General features: G+C 69.7%; 15 protein-coding genes. 3 read left to right on the top strand and 12 right to left on the bottom strand.

What is annotated here, in order from left to right:
- Positions 1–145: 145 nt before the first annotated feature.
- The 5 genes from ACFXI3_RS15180 to ACFXI3_RS15160 all read right to left on the bottom strand — a co-directional run bounded on the left by ACFXI3_RS15180 (position 146) and on the right by ACFXI3_RS15160 (position 6,782).
- Positions 146–1,264 carry a cobalamin-independent methionine synthase II family protein gene (locus ACFXI3_RS15180; RefSeq protein WP_378399967.1) on the bottom strand — a complete coding sequence of 373 codons (1,119 nt, stop codon included), beginning with the start codon at positions 1,262–1,264 and terminating at the stop codon, positions 146–148.
- A 216-nt stretch (positions 1,265–1,480) separates the two neighbouring features.
- Positions 1,481–3,589 (bottom strand): acyltransferase family protein, encoded by a 2,109-nt coding sequence (locus ACFXI3_RS15175; protein WP_378399966.1) that lies wholly within the window; start codon positions 3,587–3,589, stop codon positions 1,481–1,483.
- A 142-nt stretch (positions 3,590–3,731) separates the two neighbouring features.
- A complete protein-coding gene (locus tag ACFXI3_RS15170; RefSeq protein WP_378399965.1) occupies positions 3,732–4,754 on the bottom strand; it encodes an LLM class flavin-dependent oxidoreductase in 1,023 nt (340 codons plus the stop codon).
- A gap of 50 nt (positions 4,755–4,804) precedes the next feature.
- Entirely contained in the window at positions 4,805–5,083 is a 279-nt protein-coding gene (locus tag ACFXI3_RS15165) for a DUF1905 domain-containing protein (protein WP_378399964.1), read from the bottom strand.
- Positions 5,084–5,159: 76 nt separating this feature from the next.
- Entirely contained in the window at positions 5,160–6,782 is a 1,623-nt protein-coding gene (locus tag ACFXI3_RS15160; RefSeq protein WP_378399963.1) for an amidohydrolase, read from the bottom strand.
- Between the two features lie 435 nt (positions 6,783–7,217).
- On the opposite strand from ACFXI3_RS15160, the gene ACFXI3_RS15155 reads away from it, so the two are divergent.
- On the top strand, positions 7,218–9,569 hold the full coding sequence (locus ACFXI3_RS15155; protein WP_378399962.1) for an alpha-L-fucosidase: 2,352 nt from the start codon (positions 7,218–7,220) through the stop codon (positions 9,567–9,569).
- Here the strand turns inward: ACFXI3_RS15155 and ACFXI3_RS15150 are convergent.
- From ACFXI3_RS15150 to ACFXI3_RS15140, 3 genes are read right to left on the bottom strand one after another with little or no spacing between them, the layout of a single operon-like run.
- Positions 9,550–10,017 (bottom strand): hypothetical protein, encoded by a 468-nt coding sequence (locus tag ACFXI3_RS15150; RefSeq protein ID WP_378399961.1) that lies wholly within the window; start codon positions 10,015–10,017, stop codon positions 9,550–9,552. The genes ACFXI3_RS15155 and ACFXI3_RS15150 overlap by 20 nt on opposite strands.
- On the bottom strand, positions 10,014–10,196 hold the full coding sequence (locus ACFXI3_RS15145; protein WP_378399960.1) for a hypothetical protein: 183 nt from the start codon (positions 10,194–10,196) through the stop codon (positions 10,014–10,016). The genes ACFXI3_RS15150 and ACFXI3_RS15145 overlap by 4 nt, the downstream gene beginning before the upstream one ends.
- Positions 10,197–10,198: 2 nt before the next feature.
- Entirely contained in the window at positions 10,199–11,416 is a 1,218-nt protein-coding gene (locus tag ACFXI3_RS15140; RefSeq protein WP_344272985.1) for a helix-turn-helix domain-containing protein, read from the bottom strand.
- Positions 11,417–11,631: 215 nt separating this feature from the next.
- Between ACFXI3_RS15140 and ACFXI3_RS15135 the strand changes: the two genes are divergently transcribed.
- Complete coding sequence (locus ACFXI3_RS15135; RefSeq protein WP_378399959.1) at positions 11,632–13,902, top strand: FdhF/YdeP family oxidoreductase; 2,271 nt, start codon at positions 11,632–11,634, stop codon at positions 13,900–13,902.
- Here the strand turns inward: ACFXI3_RS15135 and ACFXI3_RS15130 are convergent.
- The gene (locus ACFXI3_RS15130) at positions 13,880–14,929 is read right to left on the bottom strand and encodes an FUSC family protein (protein WP_378399958.1); all 1,050 of its coding nucleotides are present in this window, start codon (positions 14,927–14,929) and stop codon (positions 13,880–13,882) included. The two genes, ACFXI3_RS15135 and ACFXI3_RS15130, sit on opposite strands and share 23 nt — an antisense overlap.
- Before the next feature lie 500 nt (positions 14,930–15,429).
- On the opposite strand from ACFXI3_RS15130, the gene ACFXI3_RS15125 reads away from it, so the two are divergent.
- The gene (locus ACFXI3_RS15125; protein ID WP_378399957.1) at positions 15,430–15,999 is read left to right on the top strand and encodes a YbhB/YbcL family Raf kinase inhibitor-like protein; all 570 of its coding nucleotides are present in this window, start codon (positions 15,430–15,432) and stop codon (positions 15,997–15,999) included.
- A 129-nt stretch (positions 16,000–16,128) separates the two neighbouring features.
- Here ACFXI3_RS15125 and ACFXI3_RS15120 read toward each other — a convergent pair whose 3' ends face one another.
- From ACFXI3_RS15120 to ACFXI3_RS15110, 3 genes are read right to left on the bottom strand one after another with little or no spacing between them, the layout of a single operon-like run.
- Entirely contained in the window at positions 16,129–17,211 is a 1,083-nt protein-coding gene (locus ACFXI3_RS15120; protein WP_378400054.1) for a zinc-dependent alcohol dehydrogenase family protein, read from the bottom strand.
- Positions 17,211–17,495 (bottom strand): putative quinol monooxygenase, encoded by a 285-nt coding sequence (locus ACFXI3_RS15115; RefSeq protein ID WP_378399956.1) that lies wholly within the window; start codon positions 17,493–17,495, stop codon positions 17,211–17,213. Before ACFXI3_RS15115 ends, ACFXI3_RS15120 begins: the two co-directional genes overlap by 1 nt.
- Complete coding sequence (locus ACFXI3_RS15110; RefSeq protein ID WP_344272970.1) at positions 17,492–18,085, bottom strand: glycerol-3-phosphate responsive antiterminator; 594 nt, start codon at positions 18,083–18,085, stop codon at positions 17,492–17,494. The genes ACFXI3_RS15115 and ACFXI3_RS15110 overlap by 4 nt, the downstream gene beginning before the upstream one ends.
- Positions 18,086–18,329: the final 244 nt, after the last annotated feature.

The following is an 18,329-nucleotide window of genomic DNA, read 5'->3' as shown; positions in this document are numbered from 1 at the left end:
AGGGAAACCGGCCGGGCTCGCTACCGCCCCTAGGCCGCGGGGCACGGCCGCCGCCTCGGTCGTGACCGCGACTGGCACGATCCAGGCACGGTGAACCACCCTGCGTAGCCGTCGCCCGGCCGGTTTCCCTTACGCGGCGCGATACTCAGTCGACAGCGGCGGTCCGTTGCGCTTCCCGGCTGTTGCGGGCCGCGGGAAAACCGACTCCGAGCTGGTCCGCGGCGAGCGCGGTGCCTTCCAGCCGGGAACGGATCTTGGCGAACGCGGTGCTGCGCGACGTCGACTGGTCGTCAGCGAACGGGGAAAACCCGCAGTCGTCGCAGGTTCCCAGCTGCTCCACCGGGATATGCCGGGCCGCACGCAGCACGCGGTCCCGCACCTCTTCCGCGGTCTCCACCCGCGGGTCGATCGGATCGGTCACCCCGACGAACACCCGGATTCCCGGCCTGAGCTGATCCGCGACGACGCGCAACACCCGGTCCGGATCGGACTCGCTGGCGAGCTGGAGGTAGAAATTGCCGGCATTGTGCTGGAAGAGGGCCGGAAGCAGGTCGGCGTAGTCGACGTCGAGGCTGTGCGTCGAGTCGAGGTCGCCGCCGGGGCAGGTGTGGACGCCGATGCGCGCCCGCTCGGATTCGCTGAACCTCTCCAGGACCCGGTTGTTCAGCTCGACGAAATCGCGCAGGACCTGCCCGCTGGGGTCGAGCTTCAGCGACAGGCGTCCCTCGGTGAAATCCAGCTGGACAACGTGCGCGCCCGCGTCCAGGCATCCGCGGATATCGGCCTCGGCGCCGTCGACCAGGTCGTCGAGGAAATTCTCGCGCGAATAGCCGTCGATTCCGGATGCCGGGTACAGCAGGGACAGCGCGGAAGGCGCGATCACCGCCTGTTTCACCGGAAGGTTCGTGCACTCCCGGGCGGCCCGCAAATAGCGCTCGGCGTGTTCCTGGTAGCGGAACGGTCCGGAGGTCAGGCACGGCAATTGCCGCTGGTGCCCGTCGGCGAACGGGATGACGACGCCGTCCGCGGAAAGGTTCTCAGAGCCCGCGATCGGGTAGGTGACGAAGCTGGGTTTGCGCTGCTCGCCGTCGGTGACCACGGTCGCGCCCATCGCCGCCTGGCTTTCGATGGTCTCGCGAACGGCCCGGTCGAGAACGGAGGCGAACGCCGCGTCGCCGAGCTGCCCGCTTTGCCGCGCGGCAAGGGCGCCGAGCAATTCGGGCGAACGGGGGATGCTGCCGATGGGCTCGGAAGGAATGGTCATGCGGCGAGCCTAGAAGCGGGGGTGCGAGGAGGATCGAAGAAATACACCGCTGGACGTCGCTCTCCTTCTTTCGTGCCATTACCGGCTCGAAAGTGTTGACACGGCGCCGCGGCAGGACGAGTCCGCTTTATTGGCGGAGTGCGAAAAAGGTGCTTTTACCGCGCTGACAAGAATGCAGTGCCTGTCCGCGAGACTTATTCGATTCCTTGCCGTCCCCTAATCCGGGATTCCTGCGGCCGCGGCAATGCCCTGCTCCAGGCTCAAGCTGTAGTCCAGGTTCAAATGGTCGGCGTCGTAGTACACACTGACCTTCCCGATCACCGCATAGCAGCGTTGCTGGTCGCAGAAGGAGTCGGTCAGGTCGAGCAGCCGGACCTTCGGGTCGGTGCTCGCCTTCGCCGCCGCCGTCAGCGGGTCCGCCGGTTGGGCGACCGACCGGGCGACCGCGCATTGCCTAGGGTCGTCCGGATTCAGCACTACGCAGTCGGTGGCGCGGACAAGTCCGTTGAGCGGCGGGTCTGCCATCACGAACACCGTCGCGCCGGTGCCGGTCCACTGCGCCCAGTACGAGTTCAGCCCGTCCTGGTACTGCTCCGCTTGCGACCGTCCGCTGTGGTCGTCGGCTCGCTCGTGCCTGCTGTAGAACGACGTGAACACGTACGCGGGCCGCGTTTTCGCGATGTCGCCGGCCATCTGTTTCGTCCAGGCCATGCACCGCCGGTCAAGGGCGGTGCCGTGGTAGTTCAGGGCTTGGATCCCGGCGAACGGGCAGCCGCCCAGGTAGCTCGTGTACATCAGCCAGTGGTTCTTGCGGGCGAGGCTCAGCAGCGGGCCTTGCCATTGCTGGGCGTGCGAATCGCCGGCCAGCCACACCACCGTGGGGTTGGCCGCGCCTTGGCTGAAATCGCATTTGGTGGTCGTCTTCGTGCCGTCGTTCGCCGAGTACTGCGACAGCGGCGGCGGGCAGTCCGCGGGCGGCGTGTAGTACCGGTTGGCCGGACCCATCTCGACGCTCCTGGCCGGGCCGAACGGGTCAGCGCACGCGTTGCCCGCCATCAGCGCCCTCGCGCCGTGGCAGGGGCCGGTCATCTCGGCGGCCAGGTCGCGCGCCGCTTGGTCGACGTGCCGTTGGTACGTCCAGGTCAGGCCGCCTGCCGCGGCGCACACCACGAGCATTCCGGCCGCCATGGCGGCGAAGGTCGCCCCGGCGGTGCGGCTCAACGGCCGCCAGGTCCGGAGCGGGTCCTCGACGAGCCGCTTCGACGCGTACGCCGCGATCAGGGACGCGGCCACGATGCCCGCCTTGACCTGCCAGGTCAGTGTGCCGGCGACGAGCGCGCCGGGGAAGGCGAACGGGGCCAGCATGATCAGCGGCCAATGCCACAGGTACAGCGAGTAGCTGACATTCCCGAGCCACTGCACGGGAGGCGACGAGGACAGCGGGGTGTGCCATTGCCGTCCCTCGCGGCTGCCGCCGAAGATGACCAGCGCGGTGCCGACGGCGGGCACCAGCGCGGTCGCACCGGGGAATGCGGTCTGATCGTCGAACAGCATCGCGGCGACGGCGACAGCGGCGAAACCGGCCAGTGCGGACAGATTCGCGGCGATCTTCGGCAGAACGTATTTCGCGCCGCCGAAGGCCAGCAACGCGCCGAGCGCGAACTCCCACACCCGCACCGGCGTCACGAAGTACGCCTGGCTTTTGGACACGTCGGTGAACCAGATGCTGAACCCCAGCGAGGCGGCCCCCACGATCGCGACACCGGCGATCCGCGCCCGTCGCGCCCGGATCTTGAACAGCACCAGGAGAAGCAGCGGCCAGAACAGGTAGAACTGCTCCTCGACCGAGAGCGACCAGTAGTGCTGGGACAGGCTCGCCGACTGGGTGAAATGCGAGTAGTCGACGGAATGCGCGGCCAGCAGCCAGTTTTCCCAGTAGAGCGCGCTCGCGACGACTTCCTGCGCGTTGGACTCCCAGCGCGGATAGGGCATCAGGAAGTACGCGGCGACGATGACGAAGGCCAGGACGAGAAACGCCGCGGGGAGCAGGCGGCGCACGCGGCGGGCGTAGAACTTCGCGAGCCGGATCCGCCCGGTGCTCGCGACCTCGCGGACCAGATGCGAAGTGATCAGGAAGCCGGAAATGACGAAGAAGACGTCGACGCCGACGTAACCGCCGGTCAACCGCTGGGGCCAGAGATGGTTCAGCACGACCAGTCCGACCGCCACGGCGCGCAACGCCTGGATGTCCGGCCGGAACGCCGGTCTTCGCTCCCCTGACGACTGCGAGGGCCGCACAGGCCCGCTCAACGTCCCCGTGCCCATTCCGCCCCTTATGTCCCGCCCCGCTGAAAACTCAGTGATGCTAGCGGGACCGGCCGACGGACTCGGCACGGGCTGGCCGAATCGCCGACGCGACGTGCGCAAAGAGGGGACGGCAGCTGCCGTCCCCTCTTTCGGTCCGCGCTCAGCGCCAGCCCAGCTCCGGAGCGACGTGGGTCAGGATGCTCTCCAGCACATGGGCGTTGTAGTCCACGCCCAGCTGGTTCGGCACAGTCAACAGCAGCGCGTCCGCGGCCTGCACCGCCTCGTCTTCCTTCAGTTCCCGCACCAGCTCGTCCGGCTCGGCCGCGTACGAGCGGCCGAAGATGGCTCGGGTGTTTTCGTCGATCATGCCGATCTGGTCGCGCGAGTTGCGATCGCGGCCGAAGTACGCGCGGTCCAGGTCGTTGGTCAGCGCGAAGATGCTGCGGCTCACCGAGACCCTCGGCTCGCGTTCGTGGCCTGCTTCCTTCCACGCTTCGCGGTAGGCCTCGATCTGCTTGCGCTGCTGGACGTGCAGCGGTTCGCCGGTCTCGTCGTCCTTCAGCGTGGAGCTTTGCAGGTTCATGCCCAGCTTCGCCGCCCAGACCGCGGTCGCGTTCGAGCCCGAACCCCACCAGATGCGGTCGCGCAGGCCTTCGGAGTGCGGTTCCAGGCGGAGCAGGCCGGGCGGGTTGGCGAACATCGGGCGCGGGTTCGGCTGGGCGAAGCCTTCGCCTTCGAGCAGTTTCAGGAACACCTCGACGCGGTCGCGGGCCATGTCCGCCTCGGTCTCGCCGTCGGCGGGGGCGTAGCCGAAGTAGCGCCAGCCGTCGATGACCTGCTCGGGGGATCCCCGGCTGACGCCCAGCTGGAGCCTGCCCCGCGAGATGAGGTCGGCCGCGCCCGCGTCCTCCACCATGTACAGCGGGTTCTCGTAGCGCATGTCGATCACGCCGGTGCCGATTTCGATCTTCGACGTGCGCGCGCCGATGGCCGCGAGCAGCGGGAACGGGCTGCCCGCCTGGCGCGCGAAGTGGTGCACGCGGAAGTACGCGCCGTCGACGCCCAGCTCCTCCGCCGCGACCGCCAGGTCGATCGACTGGTGCAGGAAGTCGGAGGCCGACCGGGTCTCGGAGTGCGCGCTCGCCGACCAGTGGCCGAACGAGAGGAAGCCAATCTTCTTCACGCATCGTCAAACGTTCAACTACCCGGCATCATTCCCGGGCGTCCGAGAGCTCAGCGGGCGAGGCGTTCCAGCAGGACGACGGTCACCGTGTCGCCGGCCTCCTTGCCGATCGCCTTCCGGAGTCCGGCGTTGACCGGGAGTTTGTGGGTGCCGTCGCCCAGCGCCATGAACGAGCTGCGGAACGGCTCGCCATCGACGGTTCCGCGGACCTTCACCAGGCCGTGGGTGCCGAAGAACTCCGCCGAGCCGGGCCAGACCAGGTAGGTGTGGCCGCCCTTGGCCGGGCTCTTGCGCAGGGTCGCGGTGAATTCCTCGTGGAGTTCGGTCATGATCGGGTGCTCCTTGCCCTCGGATGGCTGGTCATCCCGAGGTACGAACCTGGTCGCGGGATTTCGACATCGGCTCTCATCCGTGCGTGCGGCGTCCGTTCAGGTAGGTGGCCTGGACCGGGATGTCGCGGATCGCGGACGGGTCGGTGTCGTGCGGGTTGCCGGCGAGGATCACCAGGTCAGCGGCCTTTCCCTCAGCGAGGCTGCCGACGTGCCGGTCGAGGTGGAGCTGCCAGGCGGCGTCGATGGTCTGCGCCCTGATGGCCGCCTCGACGGTGACGCGCTGCGAAGGGGCCAGCACGCGACCGGAGCCGCGGGCGGTGCGGGTGACGGCGGTGGCGATGTTGCCGAGCGGGCTGGGCGGCGTGACGGTGCCGTCGTTGTGGAAGGACACGCGCAGCCCGGCGTCGAGCGCGGATTGGGCCGCCATCCAGTGGCCGCCGTGGTCGGGGCCGAAGAGGTCGTCGAGGAGCACGTCGCCCCAGTAGTGCAGGTGCTCGATGAACAGGCTGACGGTGACGCCGAGCTTCGCGGCTCGCTGGAACTGGTCGGGACGCATGGCGCCGGCGTGTTCCAGCCGCAGCCGCCAATCGCCGGGATGCGCGGCGAGGGCGGCTTCGTAGGCGTCCAGGACGTCGTCGACGGCACCGTCGCCGTGCACGTGGCAGGCGACTTGGAACCCTTGTCCGACAAAGGAAACAGCGAGTTCGCGGAGCTGGTCTGCGGTCCAGTTCGCGCCGCCGTGGTGGTGCGGTTCGAGACCCATCCGGCGAGTGGCGTCGGTGTCGAGGTAGCCGAAGGTGGTTTTGATGTTGCCCTGCCACGGCGACCCGTCGGCCCAGATTTTCATGCCGATCTGGCCGAACAGGTCGGTGTCGGCGGGCCACGGTCCACTGCGGCGAGCGGGGTCGCGGGCGAGGTCGAGCGTGGCCATTTCGTACGCGCGCAGCCGGACCAGCGCGTCGGGGCCGGCGGCGGACAGCAGTTGCTGTTGTCCTGCAGAATACGCGAGTTCGCTGACCGTCGTGGTTCCCGCGGCGGCGTGCTGGCGGAAGGCCCAGGCGAGGTTGGCCGGCAGGTTCTTGGCGATGGCCTCGACGGCGGGGCCGCCCAGCCGCTGGATCGCGGCGGCTTCGAGAACCTCGCCGGTGAGGTCGCCGGAATCGTCGCGGACGAAGGACGCGCCGGGCGGGTCGGGGGTGTCGCGGGCGAGGCCCGCGGCGGCGAGCGCGGCGTGGTTTCCGTAGGCGGCGTGGCCGCTGTTCGCGACGACCACCACGGGATTGCGCGGGGCGAGCCGGTCCAGCACGTCGGCGGTCGGCAGTTCCAGCCCGGGCTGGAGCAGGACGTCGATGCCGTAGAAGAGCAGCGGCACGCCCGGTCGCGCCCCGGCGGCGGTGTCGGCGATGGTCCGCAGCACGGCCGCGCCGTCCTGGATCGCGAAGGGCCGCACGTCCACCGACGGCGGAGCGAGCGCCAGCGCCATCTGCGTGGGATGGCCGTGGGCCTCGACGAAACCGGGCAGCAGCGCCGCGCCGCCCAGGTCGACCACCTCGGTGGCGGGCGTGCGGCGCGCCACGACCTCGTCGCGGTCCCCGACGGCGGTGATGATCCCGTCCCGGACCGCGATCGCCTCGGCCTCGGGCCGCCCGCCGTCGGCGGTCAGGATCGGGCCGCCGGTGAAGATCAGGTCGGTCATAACCCGACAGTCGACCACGGATCCGCCCGCCGCGCCCTCCCCGGACGGCCTCGGCATCCACGGCAGGGTGTCGGTCGCGGCCGCCGGCCCGCCGAATTGGTTCCGGCCGCCGCCGAAAAGGGCCTGTTCGGCGAGCCCGATTCACGAACGATGTCATTGGCCAACGAATTCGTGGTCCGCGAATCAGGTGGCGCGCCGCCCATTCGAATCCGCACGACGAATCACGGTTTCCGTTCCGCGGCGCGGCGCCCGGACGAGACCGAAGCACGTCCCGCCTTCGCACTGCTCCGCTGAGCGGGATCTCCTTGACAGCACCTCGGTGCGCGCCGACGATGATTCATCAGATGTATCGGCCACTCGCTCGCCCCGATTCCCCAGAAGATCGAGAAATTCCCCGCTAGGCATCGGACCACTGGACTTCACCGTGGAGGTTCCATGACGACCTTTCCTCGTCGGCACGCACTCGGCATGGCACTCGGCGGCGCGGTGCTGCTCGGCACAGCGGGCACCGCGGCGGCCGCGAGCGGGCCTGCGCAGCCGGTGGTCACAGACGGCGCTGGCACCCCGGTCGTGCCGCCGCCTCCGCCCGTCCCCGTCCCTCTCGACGCGTGGTTCGACAACGACGGCATCGACTCCGCGAGCGCGCACGACGGGAACTTCGACGGCTCCGGCTACACCTTCCCGGCGGAGCAGATTCCCGCGGGCAGCACCGTCACCGCAGGCGGCGTGCCCTATCTGCTCGGCTCGGCCGCCGCCGGAGCCAAGAACAACGTCATCGCGCTGGGCCAGCGCATCGACCTGCCGAAGGGCCGGTACTACGGAGCCGCGTTCCTCGTCGCGTGCAGCTACGGCAGCACCGGAGGCGACGCGACCGTCCACTACGCCGACGGCAGCACCAGCACCGCCACCCTGTCCGGCTCCGACTGGTGGGGCTCCGGCGGCGCCGTCGTCTCGACCTTCCGGTACGGCCCGGGCGGCGTCACCGACCAGAACCCGGTGTCGATCAGCACCGCGCAGGTCTGGATCGACCCGGCACGCGAAGCGGTCGCCCTGACCCTGCCCAAGACCGCCCCGCCCGCCGCGAATGTGCCGAGCCTGCACGTGTTCGCGCTGACGCTGCAACCGATCGCGCAGGGTCGTTCGGCCACCGTCCTCGACGCCCGCGCCACCGCCAACCTGCTGCAAGACGGCGGTCCGCAAGCTGTCGAGGCGACGATCGTCAACACCGGCACCGTCTGGCTCGAAACGCGCGACCGGATCACCGTCACGCTCGACGTCCCCGGCGGCCGGGTCCGCACTCCCGCGCCGATTCCGCGCCTCGCGCCGGGCGAACAGACCACCGTGCGGCTCGGCCTCACCCCCGACCGCGGCCTGCCCGCCGGAACCCCCGCGACCGGCCGGATCCGCGTGCTCGCCGACCGTTCGACCATCGCCACCCAGACCCTGCCGGTGCCGCTCGGCATCCCGGACTTCCGGCCCACCGACGCGTCGCTGTCCACGCATCGCGCGCCGTATTGGTTCTGCGACGCCAAATTCGGGATCTTCATCCACTGGGGCGTGTACTCGGTGCCCGCGTGGGCTCCGGTCGGGCAGCAGTACGCCGAGTGGTACTGGAACAACCAGCAAGATCCCAATGGCCCCACCTACGCCTACCACGCGAAGACCTACGGCGAGTCGTTCGTCTACGACGACTTCATCCCGAAATTCACCGCCGCGCGGTTCGATCCGCGTTCATGGGTGCAGCTGATCGAGGACGCGGGCGCGCAATATTACGTGCTCACGTCCAAGCACCACGACGGTTTTGCCTTGTGGGACACCAAAGTCAGCGGCCGCAACGCGAAGAAGCTCGGCCCGCGCCGGGATCTCGTCGCCGATCTGTTCGCCGCCTCGCGCAAGTACACGCCCGGTCTGCGCAACGGTCTGTATTTCTCGCTGCCGGAGTGGTTCAACCCGGACAACCCGTGGATGGGCCACGCGCCGCGCAACCCCTACACCGGCGCTCCGGTGCCGTACACCGGCTACACCGCCGGCCGCGATTTCGTGAAGGACCTTCAGGCGCCGCAGGTGCTGGAGCTGATCTCCGGCTTCGACCCGGACGTGCTCTGGTTCGACATCGGGGGTGTGAACGACAGCCGCGACGTGCTCACCGAGTATTTCAACCGGGCCAAGAACCGGCGTCGCCCCAAGGACGTCACGTACAACGACCGCGGCGGCATCCCGGACCACGACTTCACGACGCCCGAGTACACGACGTACCCGAACACTGTCGTCGCGAAATGGGAGTCAAGCCGGGGACTGGACCCGTACTCGTACGGCTACAACCGCGCGACGCCGGACGACAAGTACATGACCACCGACGATGTGGTGCACACGCTGGTCGACGTCGTGTCGAAGAACGGCAACTTCCTGCTGGACATCGGCCCGGATTTCGACGGCGCCATCCCCGCCGTCATGCAGCAGCGGCTGCGCGAGACCGGGGCTTGGCTGCGCACCAACGGGGAAGCGATCTACGGCACGACTTACTGGTCGCGCATGGCCCAGCTCGGCGACCTGCGGTTCACGGTCCAGCCCGGTTCGGCTTTCTACCTCATGTCGCTCGTCGCACCTGGGTCGCAGCTCGTGGTCGACGCCCCGATCCCGATCCGCCGCGGCGACCGCGTGTCGATGCTCGGCTACGGCGGCCCGCTGCACTGGAGTCAGAACGACGGCCGCCTGGTGATCGACGTTCCCGCAGCCGCGCGGGCGGCGGGGAAGCACGCATGGGTGTTCAAAGTGGACTGGCGCTGACCCTGACCGGGGCGGTCCGCGACGGGCCGCCCCGGCAACCGCTCTCCAGATCCCTCGCCCGGGCCGCCACATCGGCGTCCGAACAAAACCCGCGGCCGCTGCGCTTCAAACACAGCAGCCCCAGCAGCTTCCCGCACCTATCCACCACAGCCAGTCGCCGACGGGACATCCCCAGCCACGTCGAATACAGATCCGCGTCCGGGCCAACGACCCGACCAGACAACCGCCCCGCCCGATACGCCGGAAGCGCCTCCGCCAGCCCGTCGAGATCCGGCCGTTCCACGACGCTCAGCAGCGTCTCCCCGGAAACGACCAGCGCGGCATGCACATGATCATCCTCGAACAGCCCCCGCACCTCACCGACGGTCGCCGACGCGTCGAGCACCTTCGGGGCCCGGAGCATCGCCTCGCCGGCCGTCGACGCGCCGCGGAAATCCGGAGACGTCACTGCGGGTTGTCCCACTCCGCGTCGGACTGGTCCTCCGCCGCCGTGCGCTCCCGCGCCAGTTCCAGCGCGCGCCGGGCGGTGGCCTCGTCCGGGTACGGGCCGAGCCGGTCGACGCCGCGCGACTGGCGGCCGCGTTCGACCTCGTTCGTGCGCGTGTTGTAGTACCACTCTTCGGACATCGTCAGCTCCCCAAAGAATCGATCGAGCGAGCCGAATCGACTCGCAGCGCCTGCATCGCGGTGACCAGTTCGGCCAGGTCCCGCGGATCGGTCAGCGTCCGGTCGGTGAGTTCCCGGATCCGGCGCAACCGGTACCGGACCGTGTTCGCATGGCAGTGCAGCACCTGCCCCGCGCGTTCGGACGAACCGCCGTGCGCGAAGTACGCGTCCAGCGTCTCCAGCAGCACGTCGCGTTCCTCGGCGGGCAGTTCCAGCACCGCCCCGAAGACCTGCTCCCCCAGCCGGCGGCCCTCGTCCGGGTCGTAGGCGACGAACGCCGCCAGCGGGCTCGGATCGAACGCGCGGACCTCGCCGCGCTCCGGCGGGATGCCGGACAGCGCGGTCCGCGCCAGGTGGACCGCGCGCGGGGTTTCGGTCAGGGAGCGAAACAGCGGGCTGACGCCGGTGCGGGCCAGCGCCAGCTCGCGCAGCAGGGCGAGCATCGCGTCGTACTGCTCCTCGCGCAGCGAGACTACGCCGGCCTGCAGCGTCGGCGAGAGATGCCATGCCGACACGATGCCGAGCTGCCCGAGCCGCCGTTCGATGCCGACCAGGCTCTCCTCGGCCAGCCCGCGCGTCTCGGCGGCGACCACGGTCAGCTTCCCGTCCAGCGACAGGCCGAGCAGCCGTCCCGCCTCCCACGGCCCGGAATCGGATCCGCGCGCGCCGGTCAGCAGCACCTCGGCCAGCGCGGACCGCCGCCGCTGCTGCGCGACCAGCAGTTCCGCGCTCGCCGCCCGGTACGCCTCGGTCACCCGGACCGCGTGCTCGTCGGTGACCTGCCACAACAGGCTCGCGACGTCGATCAGCACATCGGTGCTTCCCGTCGCGCGGGCGCGGCCGACCAGCAGGTCCCACAGCATCGCGCAGGCGATCCGGTACACCTGCAGCACCTCGGGCAGCGGCGCGCCCTGGTGCGCCCGCCGCCGGCCGGTCTCCTTGGGCGCGCGCTGGTCCGGGGCCTCGGCGCCGCCCAGCGCGTCGACCATGAACCGGAGGTTCACCGCGATCGAGCGGTGCAGGTCGGCGCGCGGGACGATCTTCTCGTCCCGGTACATCCCGATCCGCTCGCAGCTGGCCGCGCAGACGTCGTCGATCAGCCGGGGCAGCCGTGCGTCGGCCCAGGCGACGAGTTCGGTCAGGGCGGCGGTCCGCACAGCGTTTTCCTCCCGGTCGGCCACGTCCGGGATCGTACCCGCGCCCCGGACCGGCCGCCCGCGCGGATTTCCCCCGACCGGAAACGCGCGACGATTTACCGCGCATTTTGTGGGCCGCTACAGAAATGTTTGTCGGCGCCCACAATGGCGCTGTTCGCATTCTCCGCCCGGATGCCCCGCACGGTCCGCTGTGCTTGAATCAGAGAAGAGAAGCACAGATTCGGGCCGAGAGGGTTACGGTGGACGAGCAGCGCGAGGACCAGCCGGAGTTCAAGCCTTACCACCATCCGGCCGCGGGCTGGGGCGCGGCGAAAAGCGTGACGCAGTTCCTCGTCCGGGAACGGGAACTTCTCGCCGGGCCGCGCGCGATCGTGAAGATGAACCACGAGAACGGCGGGTTCGACTGCCCGGGCTGCGCGTGGCCGGACGACACCAAGGGCCTGCATCTCGACATTTGCGAAAACGGGATCAAGCACGTCACCTGGGAGATGACGCGGAAACGCGTCGGCGCGGAATTCTTCGCCGCGCACACGGTGTCCGAACTGGACGGTTGGAGCGACACCGCGCTGGAGGCGCAGGGCAGGCTCACCGAACCGCTGCGGTACGACGAGAAGACCGACCGGTATGTCCCGATCTCGTGGGACAAGGCGTTCCAGCTGGTCGGCGACACGCTGCGCGGCCTCGACTCCCCCGACCAGGCGGCGTTCTACACCTCCGGACGGCTGGGCAACGAGGCGACGTTCCTGTACCAGCTGTGGGCGCGCGAGTTCGGCACGAACAACCTGCCGGACTGCTCGAACATGTGCCACGAGGCGAGCGGCCGCGCGCTGCAGGCCGCCATCGGCACCGGCAAGGGCACCGCGGACATCCACGACTGGGAAGCCGCCGACGCACTCTTCATCATGGGCGTCAACGCGGCGTCGAACGCGCCCCGGATGCTCACCGCGCTCGCCGAGGCACACCGGCGCGGCGCGCAGATCGTGCACATCAACCCGCTGGTCGAGGCCGGGGCGACGCGCACGATCATCCCGCACGACTTCGCCCGGATGGCCACTTTCCGCGCCACCCCGACGTCCACGCTCAACCTGCAGCCGCGCATCGGCGGCGATCTCGCCTTCATCCGAGGCATGGCGAAGGCCCTGCTCGAGATGGCGGAAACCGATCCTGCGGCGATCGACTCGGATTTCCTGGAGACTTACACCTCCGGCGTCGAGAAGTACCGCGTAGTCTGCGAAACCACGCCCTGGGCGGACCTGGAACGGCAGTCCGGGCTGTCCGAGGCCGAAATCCGGGCGGCGGCGAAGATCTACCGCGACGCCGACCGGTCGGTCATCAGCTGGTGCCTCGGCGTGACGCAGCATGAGCACGGCGTCGACACCGTCCGCGAGATCGTGAACCTGTTGCTGCTGCGCGGAAACATCGGCCGCCCCGGCACCGGGCCGTCGCCGGTGCGCGGGCACAGCAACGTGCAGGGCAACCGCACCTGCGGCATCGACCACCGCCCGGCGCCGGAGTTCCTCGACAAGCTCGCGCGGGTCTGCGGCATCGACCCGCCGCGCCACCACGGGCTCGACACGGTCGGCACGATCGAGGCGATGCACCGCGGCGACGTGCGGGTGTTCGTCGGCATGGGCGGCAACTTCGCGCTCGCCGCGCCCGACACTCCCTACACCTTCGCGGCGTTGCGCAAATGCGAGCTGACCGTGCAGGTCAGCACGAAGCTCAACCGCAGCCACCTCGAACACGGCAAACAGGCGCTGATCCTGCCCTGCCTCGGCCGGACCGAAAAGGACTTCCAGACCGCCGGGCTGCAGTCGACGTCGGTCGAGGACGCGATGAGCATGGTCCATTTGTCGACGGGGATGAAGAAGCCGGCCTCGCCGCACCTGCTGTCCGAACCCGCGATCATCGCCGGGATGGCGAGCGCGACGCTGCCGGAGAGCGCGACGCCGTGGGCGGACTACGTCGGCGACTACAACCGGATCCGCGACACGATGGCGCGGGTGCTGGACGGTTTCGAGGATTTCAACACCCGCGTCCGCGAACCGCTCGGCTTCCGCATCCACCAGGCCGCGCGCGAACGGGTCTTCCACACGCCGTCCGAACGCGCCGAGTTCTCGACCGCGGACCTGCCGGACGTCGTCCCCGCCGCCGGCACGCTCGCGCTGGGCACGATGCGCTCGCACGACCAGTGGAACACGACGATCTATTCCGACGACGACCGGTACCGCGGCATCAAAAACCTCCGCACGCTGGTGTTCCTCAACGCCGAAGACATGCGCGACCGAGGTCTGGGCGAGTTCGACGAGGTCGACATCACCGCCACCGCGAAGGACGGCACGACGCGTTCGGTGCGGCGCTACCGGGCGATTCCGTACGACATCCCGCGCGGCTGCGCGGCCGGGTACATGCCGGAGATGAACGTGCTGTGCGCGATCGGCGACTACAGCACGCAGAGCGATCAGCCGCTGATGAAGCATCTGAAGGTCACGGTCGAACGCTCCGCGTGAGACCGGCGGTTCGGCACGGGGCACGGACCAGCACCGCTGCCCCGATGCCGGCCGCGACGCCGACGAGCGTGTCCGCCACCCGCGCCGTCAGCAACGTCTCCGGCGCGGCAGGCGCGGCTAGCTCCGTCATCACCAGGATCAGCGGTGTGAAGAACCCCAGCGCGATTCCGTAGTGGCGGGACATGAACAACTCCGTCGGGAACAGCAGCACGATCACCGCCAACGCAAGCGGCGCGGCCCCGAACCCCGGCAACAGCAGCAAAGCCGTGACGACCAGCCCGGCCAGTGTTCCGAGGACCCGGTGCGCGCTGCGGTCCAGCACGCTGCGCAGTCCCGGATGCAACCGGCTGCGCGGATCGGCCGCCGCCAGCGGAACCGCCGCCGAGGCCATCGCCCAGTTCGCGTGGTCCACGCCGAGCAGCAGCCCGACCGCGCCCGCGGCAGCGATCGCCAACGCGTACCGAGCCGCGTGCACAACCGCGCACGCCGCACCGCAACCCGGCGCGCACCCCGGCGTTGCCGGTGCGGCCGAACGCTCCGGACCAGTCAGTCCAATAAGGACACACCCGGCGATTGTGCCCGCACACAACGCGATTCCCGCCCACGGCCCGACCCGCCCGGCAGGCACCAACGCGATCGCACCGAGCGCGAAAATCCCGAAGAACGGCCCGCGCGGACTCAAGTCCAGCCGATTCGTCACCAGCGCACAGCCGAACGAGAACGCCGCTTCGGTGACCACCAGCAACCAGGCCGGTGCGTGAGACGCTGACAGGAGGACACCCAGCGAGACCCCGCTCAACAGCACCGCGCCCGCCTGGAGCTGGTGCCGGAAGCGAAGAGCCCGCGTCTCGGCGCGGCCGTACATCCCGGCGAACGAACCGAACGCGGCGAAAATGATCAGATCCGGACGCCCCGCCGCGAGCAGCGCCAGCCCCGGAATCAGCAACCCCGCCGCGACCCGGCTTGCGTGCCACCATTCGCCGCCGCCGAACGAGCGCGCGGCCGCGGCCGAGGTCGCCACCGGCACGCTGTCCTCCGCTTGGTTGTTCTTGTTCGAACGTCGGCTACCGGGATCCGCCGGTCGTCCCACGATACCCGCGCGAGGGGCGGCGACCGGCCGGATTGTGGCGCGCCACAACGAAGTCTGCGCCGGGTGCCAATCAGCCGAGCTGGCTGAGCGCGCAGGCGATGTTCTGGTCCACGACGTCCAGCGTTGCCGCCCGGCGAGGTCCAGCGTGCCGCCGGTTGTCCAGGAACAACCGGTAGACGCCCTTTTCGAACCGCCCCGCAGCCTCCGCACCGACATCAGTTCGCGCGTGCCGAACGCCGCGCGTGCCACCCCGGTCAAGTCCTGGTGGCCGAGCCGCCCCGGGTTTCGCTCACTTCCGCGCCCTGCTGCCGCGGCGGATGTCACTCTTGGCGGGAAACGTGGTACTCACTGCCGCTGGCGCGACGGTCCCCGCCGGTTCCGGCGCACACTCTCCCCACGAAAGGACACGAGACCACCAGCAGCCTCGGGAGCCTCCAGTGAGACGCACCAGAATCGCTCTCTTCGCCCTGCTCGTCCTCTGCGCCGCGAGTTTCAGCCCCGCCGCCGCGTCGGCGAAACCCCGACACGACGCCTTCGCCCTCTCCAGCACCGCCTTCGCCGACGGCGGGATGATTCCGAAGGTCCACGACTGCGCCAGCAGCGGCGACGGCGACCCTGAAAAGAAGGACGAGTCGCCGCCGCTGGCCTGGTCCGGGGCGCCGGAGCAGGCCAAGAGCTACGCGGTCGTCATGCACGACCTCGACAACGGCATCATCCACTGGGTCATCTACGACATCCCGGCCGCCACCGCCGAGCTGCCGCAGAACGTCGACCACGCGTATCAGCCGGCCGTTCCCGCCGGGTCGCGGCAGGCCTACTACCGCGGCAGCGCGAACTTCTTCGGCTATCAGGGGCCGTGCACGACGAACCACACGTACGAGTGGGCCGTGCACGCGCTGAACAAGGAGTCGCTCACTGAGCTCGACTCCAGCTCGTCCACCCAAGCCGCGGAGACCGCCATCGACGCGGCCACCATCGCGACTGCTTCGCTGCGGGGCAACTCGTAGGCGGGGTTCGAGGGGCGCGGCGCCAGAAGGCGATCGCCTGACGGGCCGCGCCCCGTCCAGCACCCGCGTTGATCTCCGCCCGCGCGGCAACCGGCGGTCACCTGAAGCGAGAACCGTCCGGGCGCGGGTTCAGAAAGCGATCACCTGGCGGACCGCGTCCCCGTCCCGCAGCCGGGCGAACCCCGCGTTGATGTCCTCCAGTTCGATCGAATGCGTCAGCAACGCTTCCACCGGCAGCAACCCAGCCTGGAACAGCGCGATGAACCGAGGCACGTCCCGCCGCGGCACGCACGAGCCCAGGTAGCTTCCCCGCAGGGTTTTTTCCTCCGCTACCAGGCTTTGCGCGGGCAAGGTGAGCCCGGCCGACGGGTCCGGCAGGCCCACGGTCACCGTCGTCCCGCCCGGCCGGGTCGCTTCGTACGCCTGGCTCAGGGCGGCGACCACACCGGTGGTGTCGACGGCGTAATCCACCCCGCCGCCGGTCAGCTCGCGGATCTCCGCGACGTCACCGGTCAGCACCGTGGCTCCCAGCGAACGCGCCAGCTCCCGCTTGCTCGGCACCGGATCGATCGCGAGCAGAGTGCTGGCGCCGGCGGCCTTCGCGCCGAGCAGCGCAGATAGGCCGACTCCGCCGAGGCCGAACACTGCCACGCTGTCCCCGGGGCGCACGTCCGCGGCGTTGAACACCGCGCCCGCGCCGGTCAGCACCGCACAGCCGAACAGCGCCGCGATCTCGAACGGCAGCGCCTTGTCGATCCGCACCGCCGACCGGTCGGACACGACCACGTGCGAGGCGAACGCGGAAACTCCGAGGTGGTGCAACGGATTCCCGACCGGAGACGACCACCGGACGTCCCCGCCCAGCAGCGTGCCCTCGCGGTTCGCGGCCGCGGCGGGACCGCACAGCGCGGGGCGGCCTGCCGTGCACGGGGCACAGTCGCCGCAGGAGGGCACGAACGTCAGGACTACGTGCTCGCCGGGCTGGAAATCGCTGCCCGGTCCGGCTTCGACGACTTCACCGGCCGCCTCGTGGCCGAGCACCATCGGCACCGGGCGCGGGCGTGAGCCGTCGATCACCGACAGGTCCGAATGGCACAACCCGGCCGCGCGCACGCGCACCAGCAGCTCGCCGGGTCCGGGCGGGGCCAGCGTCAGCGTCTCGATCTCCAGCGGCTTCCCGACCTCGCGCAGGACCGCGCCGCGAACCTCCATCACGCACCGACCGGGACGCAGCGGGTGACGAGCCGTTCGGACAGCAACGGAACGACCTCGCCGAGCACGATCCGCGTGAAATGCTCCGACGCGCAGTGCGCGGTGAAGTCCGCCTCGCTGTCGTACTCCTCGACGATCACCACGACCCCGTCCTCGATTCCCGTGTGGACGGTGTACCGCCGGCAGCCGGGCTCGCGCCGCGACGCCTCCGCCATCGGGCCGAGCAGTTCGACGACCCGGTCCCGCTCCGCGGTCACATACCGGGCCACCACTACGAAACTCATTCTTCTCCTGTACGCAGCCGGGACCGGGTCAGCGACCACAGCCCCGGATCGGAGGACGCGGCGGCCGCCGCGCCCATCGCCAACGAATGCGCCACGCCGTCCCGGTCGGTGACGAAACCGGCCGCGACGAACGGCGACATGACCTCCCGCGCCGACTCCGACATCCACGGGATGATCGGGGCCGGCATCAGCTCCACCAGGTCGGGGCCGCTGCGCTTGACCGCCTCCAGGCTCCGGTTGAGGTTCGAGCGGTCGGTGACGAACACCTTGTGCATCGTCAGCATCGACAGCGCCCGCGCCCGTTCGATCGGCGCGACCCGGGTGCTGACCACCCCGGCCGCCCCGATCTCCTGGAGGAAGTCCACGCCCGCGCGGTCGGTCGCGAGGCCGGGGCACGAATCGATGTTGACGAACACGAGCTTCTCCCGCCCGGCCAGCGCCGCGACGATCTTCGGCAACTGGCCGACCGGGACCGACGCCAGGATCCCTACCCTCGACGCGGCGGTCAGGAAATCCGGCACCTTCGCGACGCCGACTACCGACGCGCACACCGGGACGTCTTCGAACGCCGCTGTGATCTTCTCGTTCATGCGGTTCACCGTTTCATGCCTTCCGCGACTTCTCTCTCCCGTCCCGACCGCCTGGTCTGTTTGGGGTCCCGTCCCGAAACCGTGGAGCGGTGGGGCCCCGCACCCCGAAGCTTGATTGTGCTGACGGTCTGGGGTTGCTTGTCAAGGCGGGAAAGATGCCTTGACAAGCAACCCCAGACCGCAGGGAGGCTTCGTATCGGGGTGCAGGGCGCTGTGTCTTATAAACATCTGAAGCAGCCGCCGA

Origin of the sequence: Amycolatopsis sp. NPDC059235 (assembly GCF_042754125.1) — a bacterium.
GTDB classification, from domain to species: Bacteria; Actinomycetota; Actinomycetes; order Mycobacteriales; family Pseudonocardiaceae; genus Amycolatopsis; species Amycolatopsis albidoflava.
This window is presented reverse-complemented; position numbering and strand designations above follow the sequence as displayed.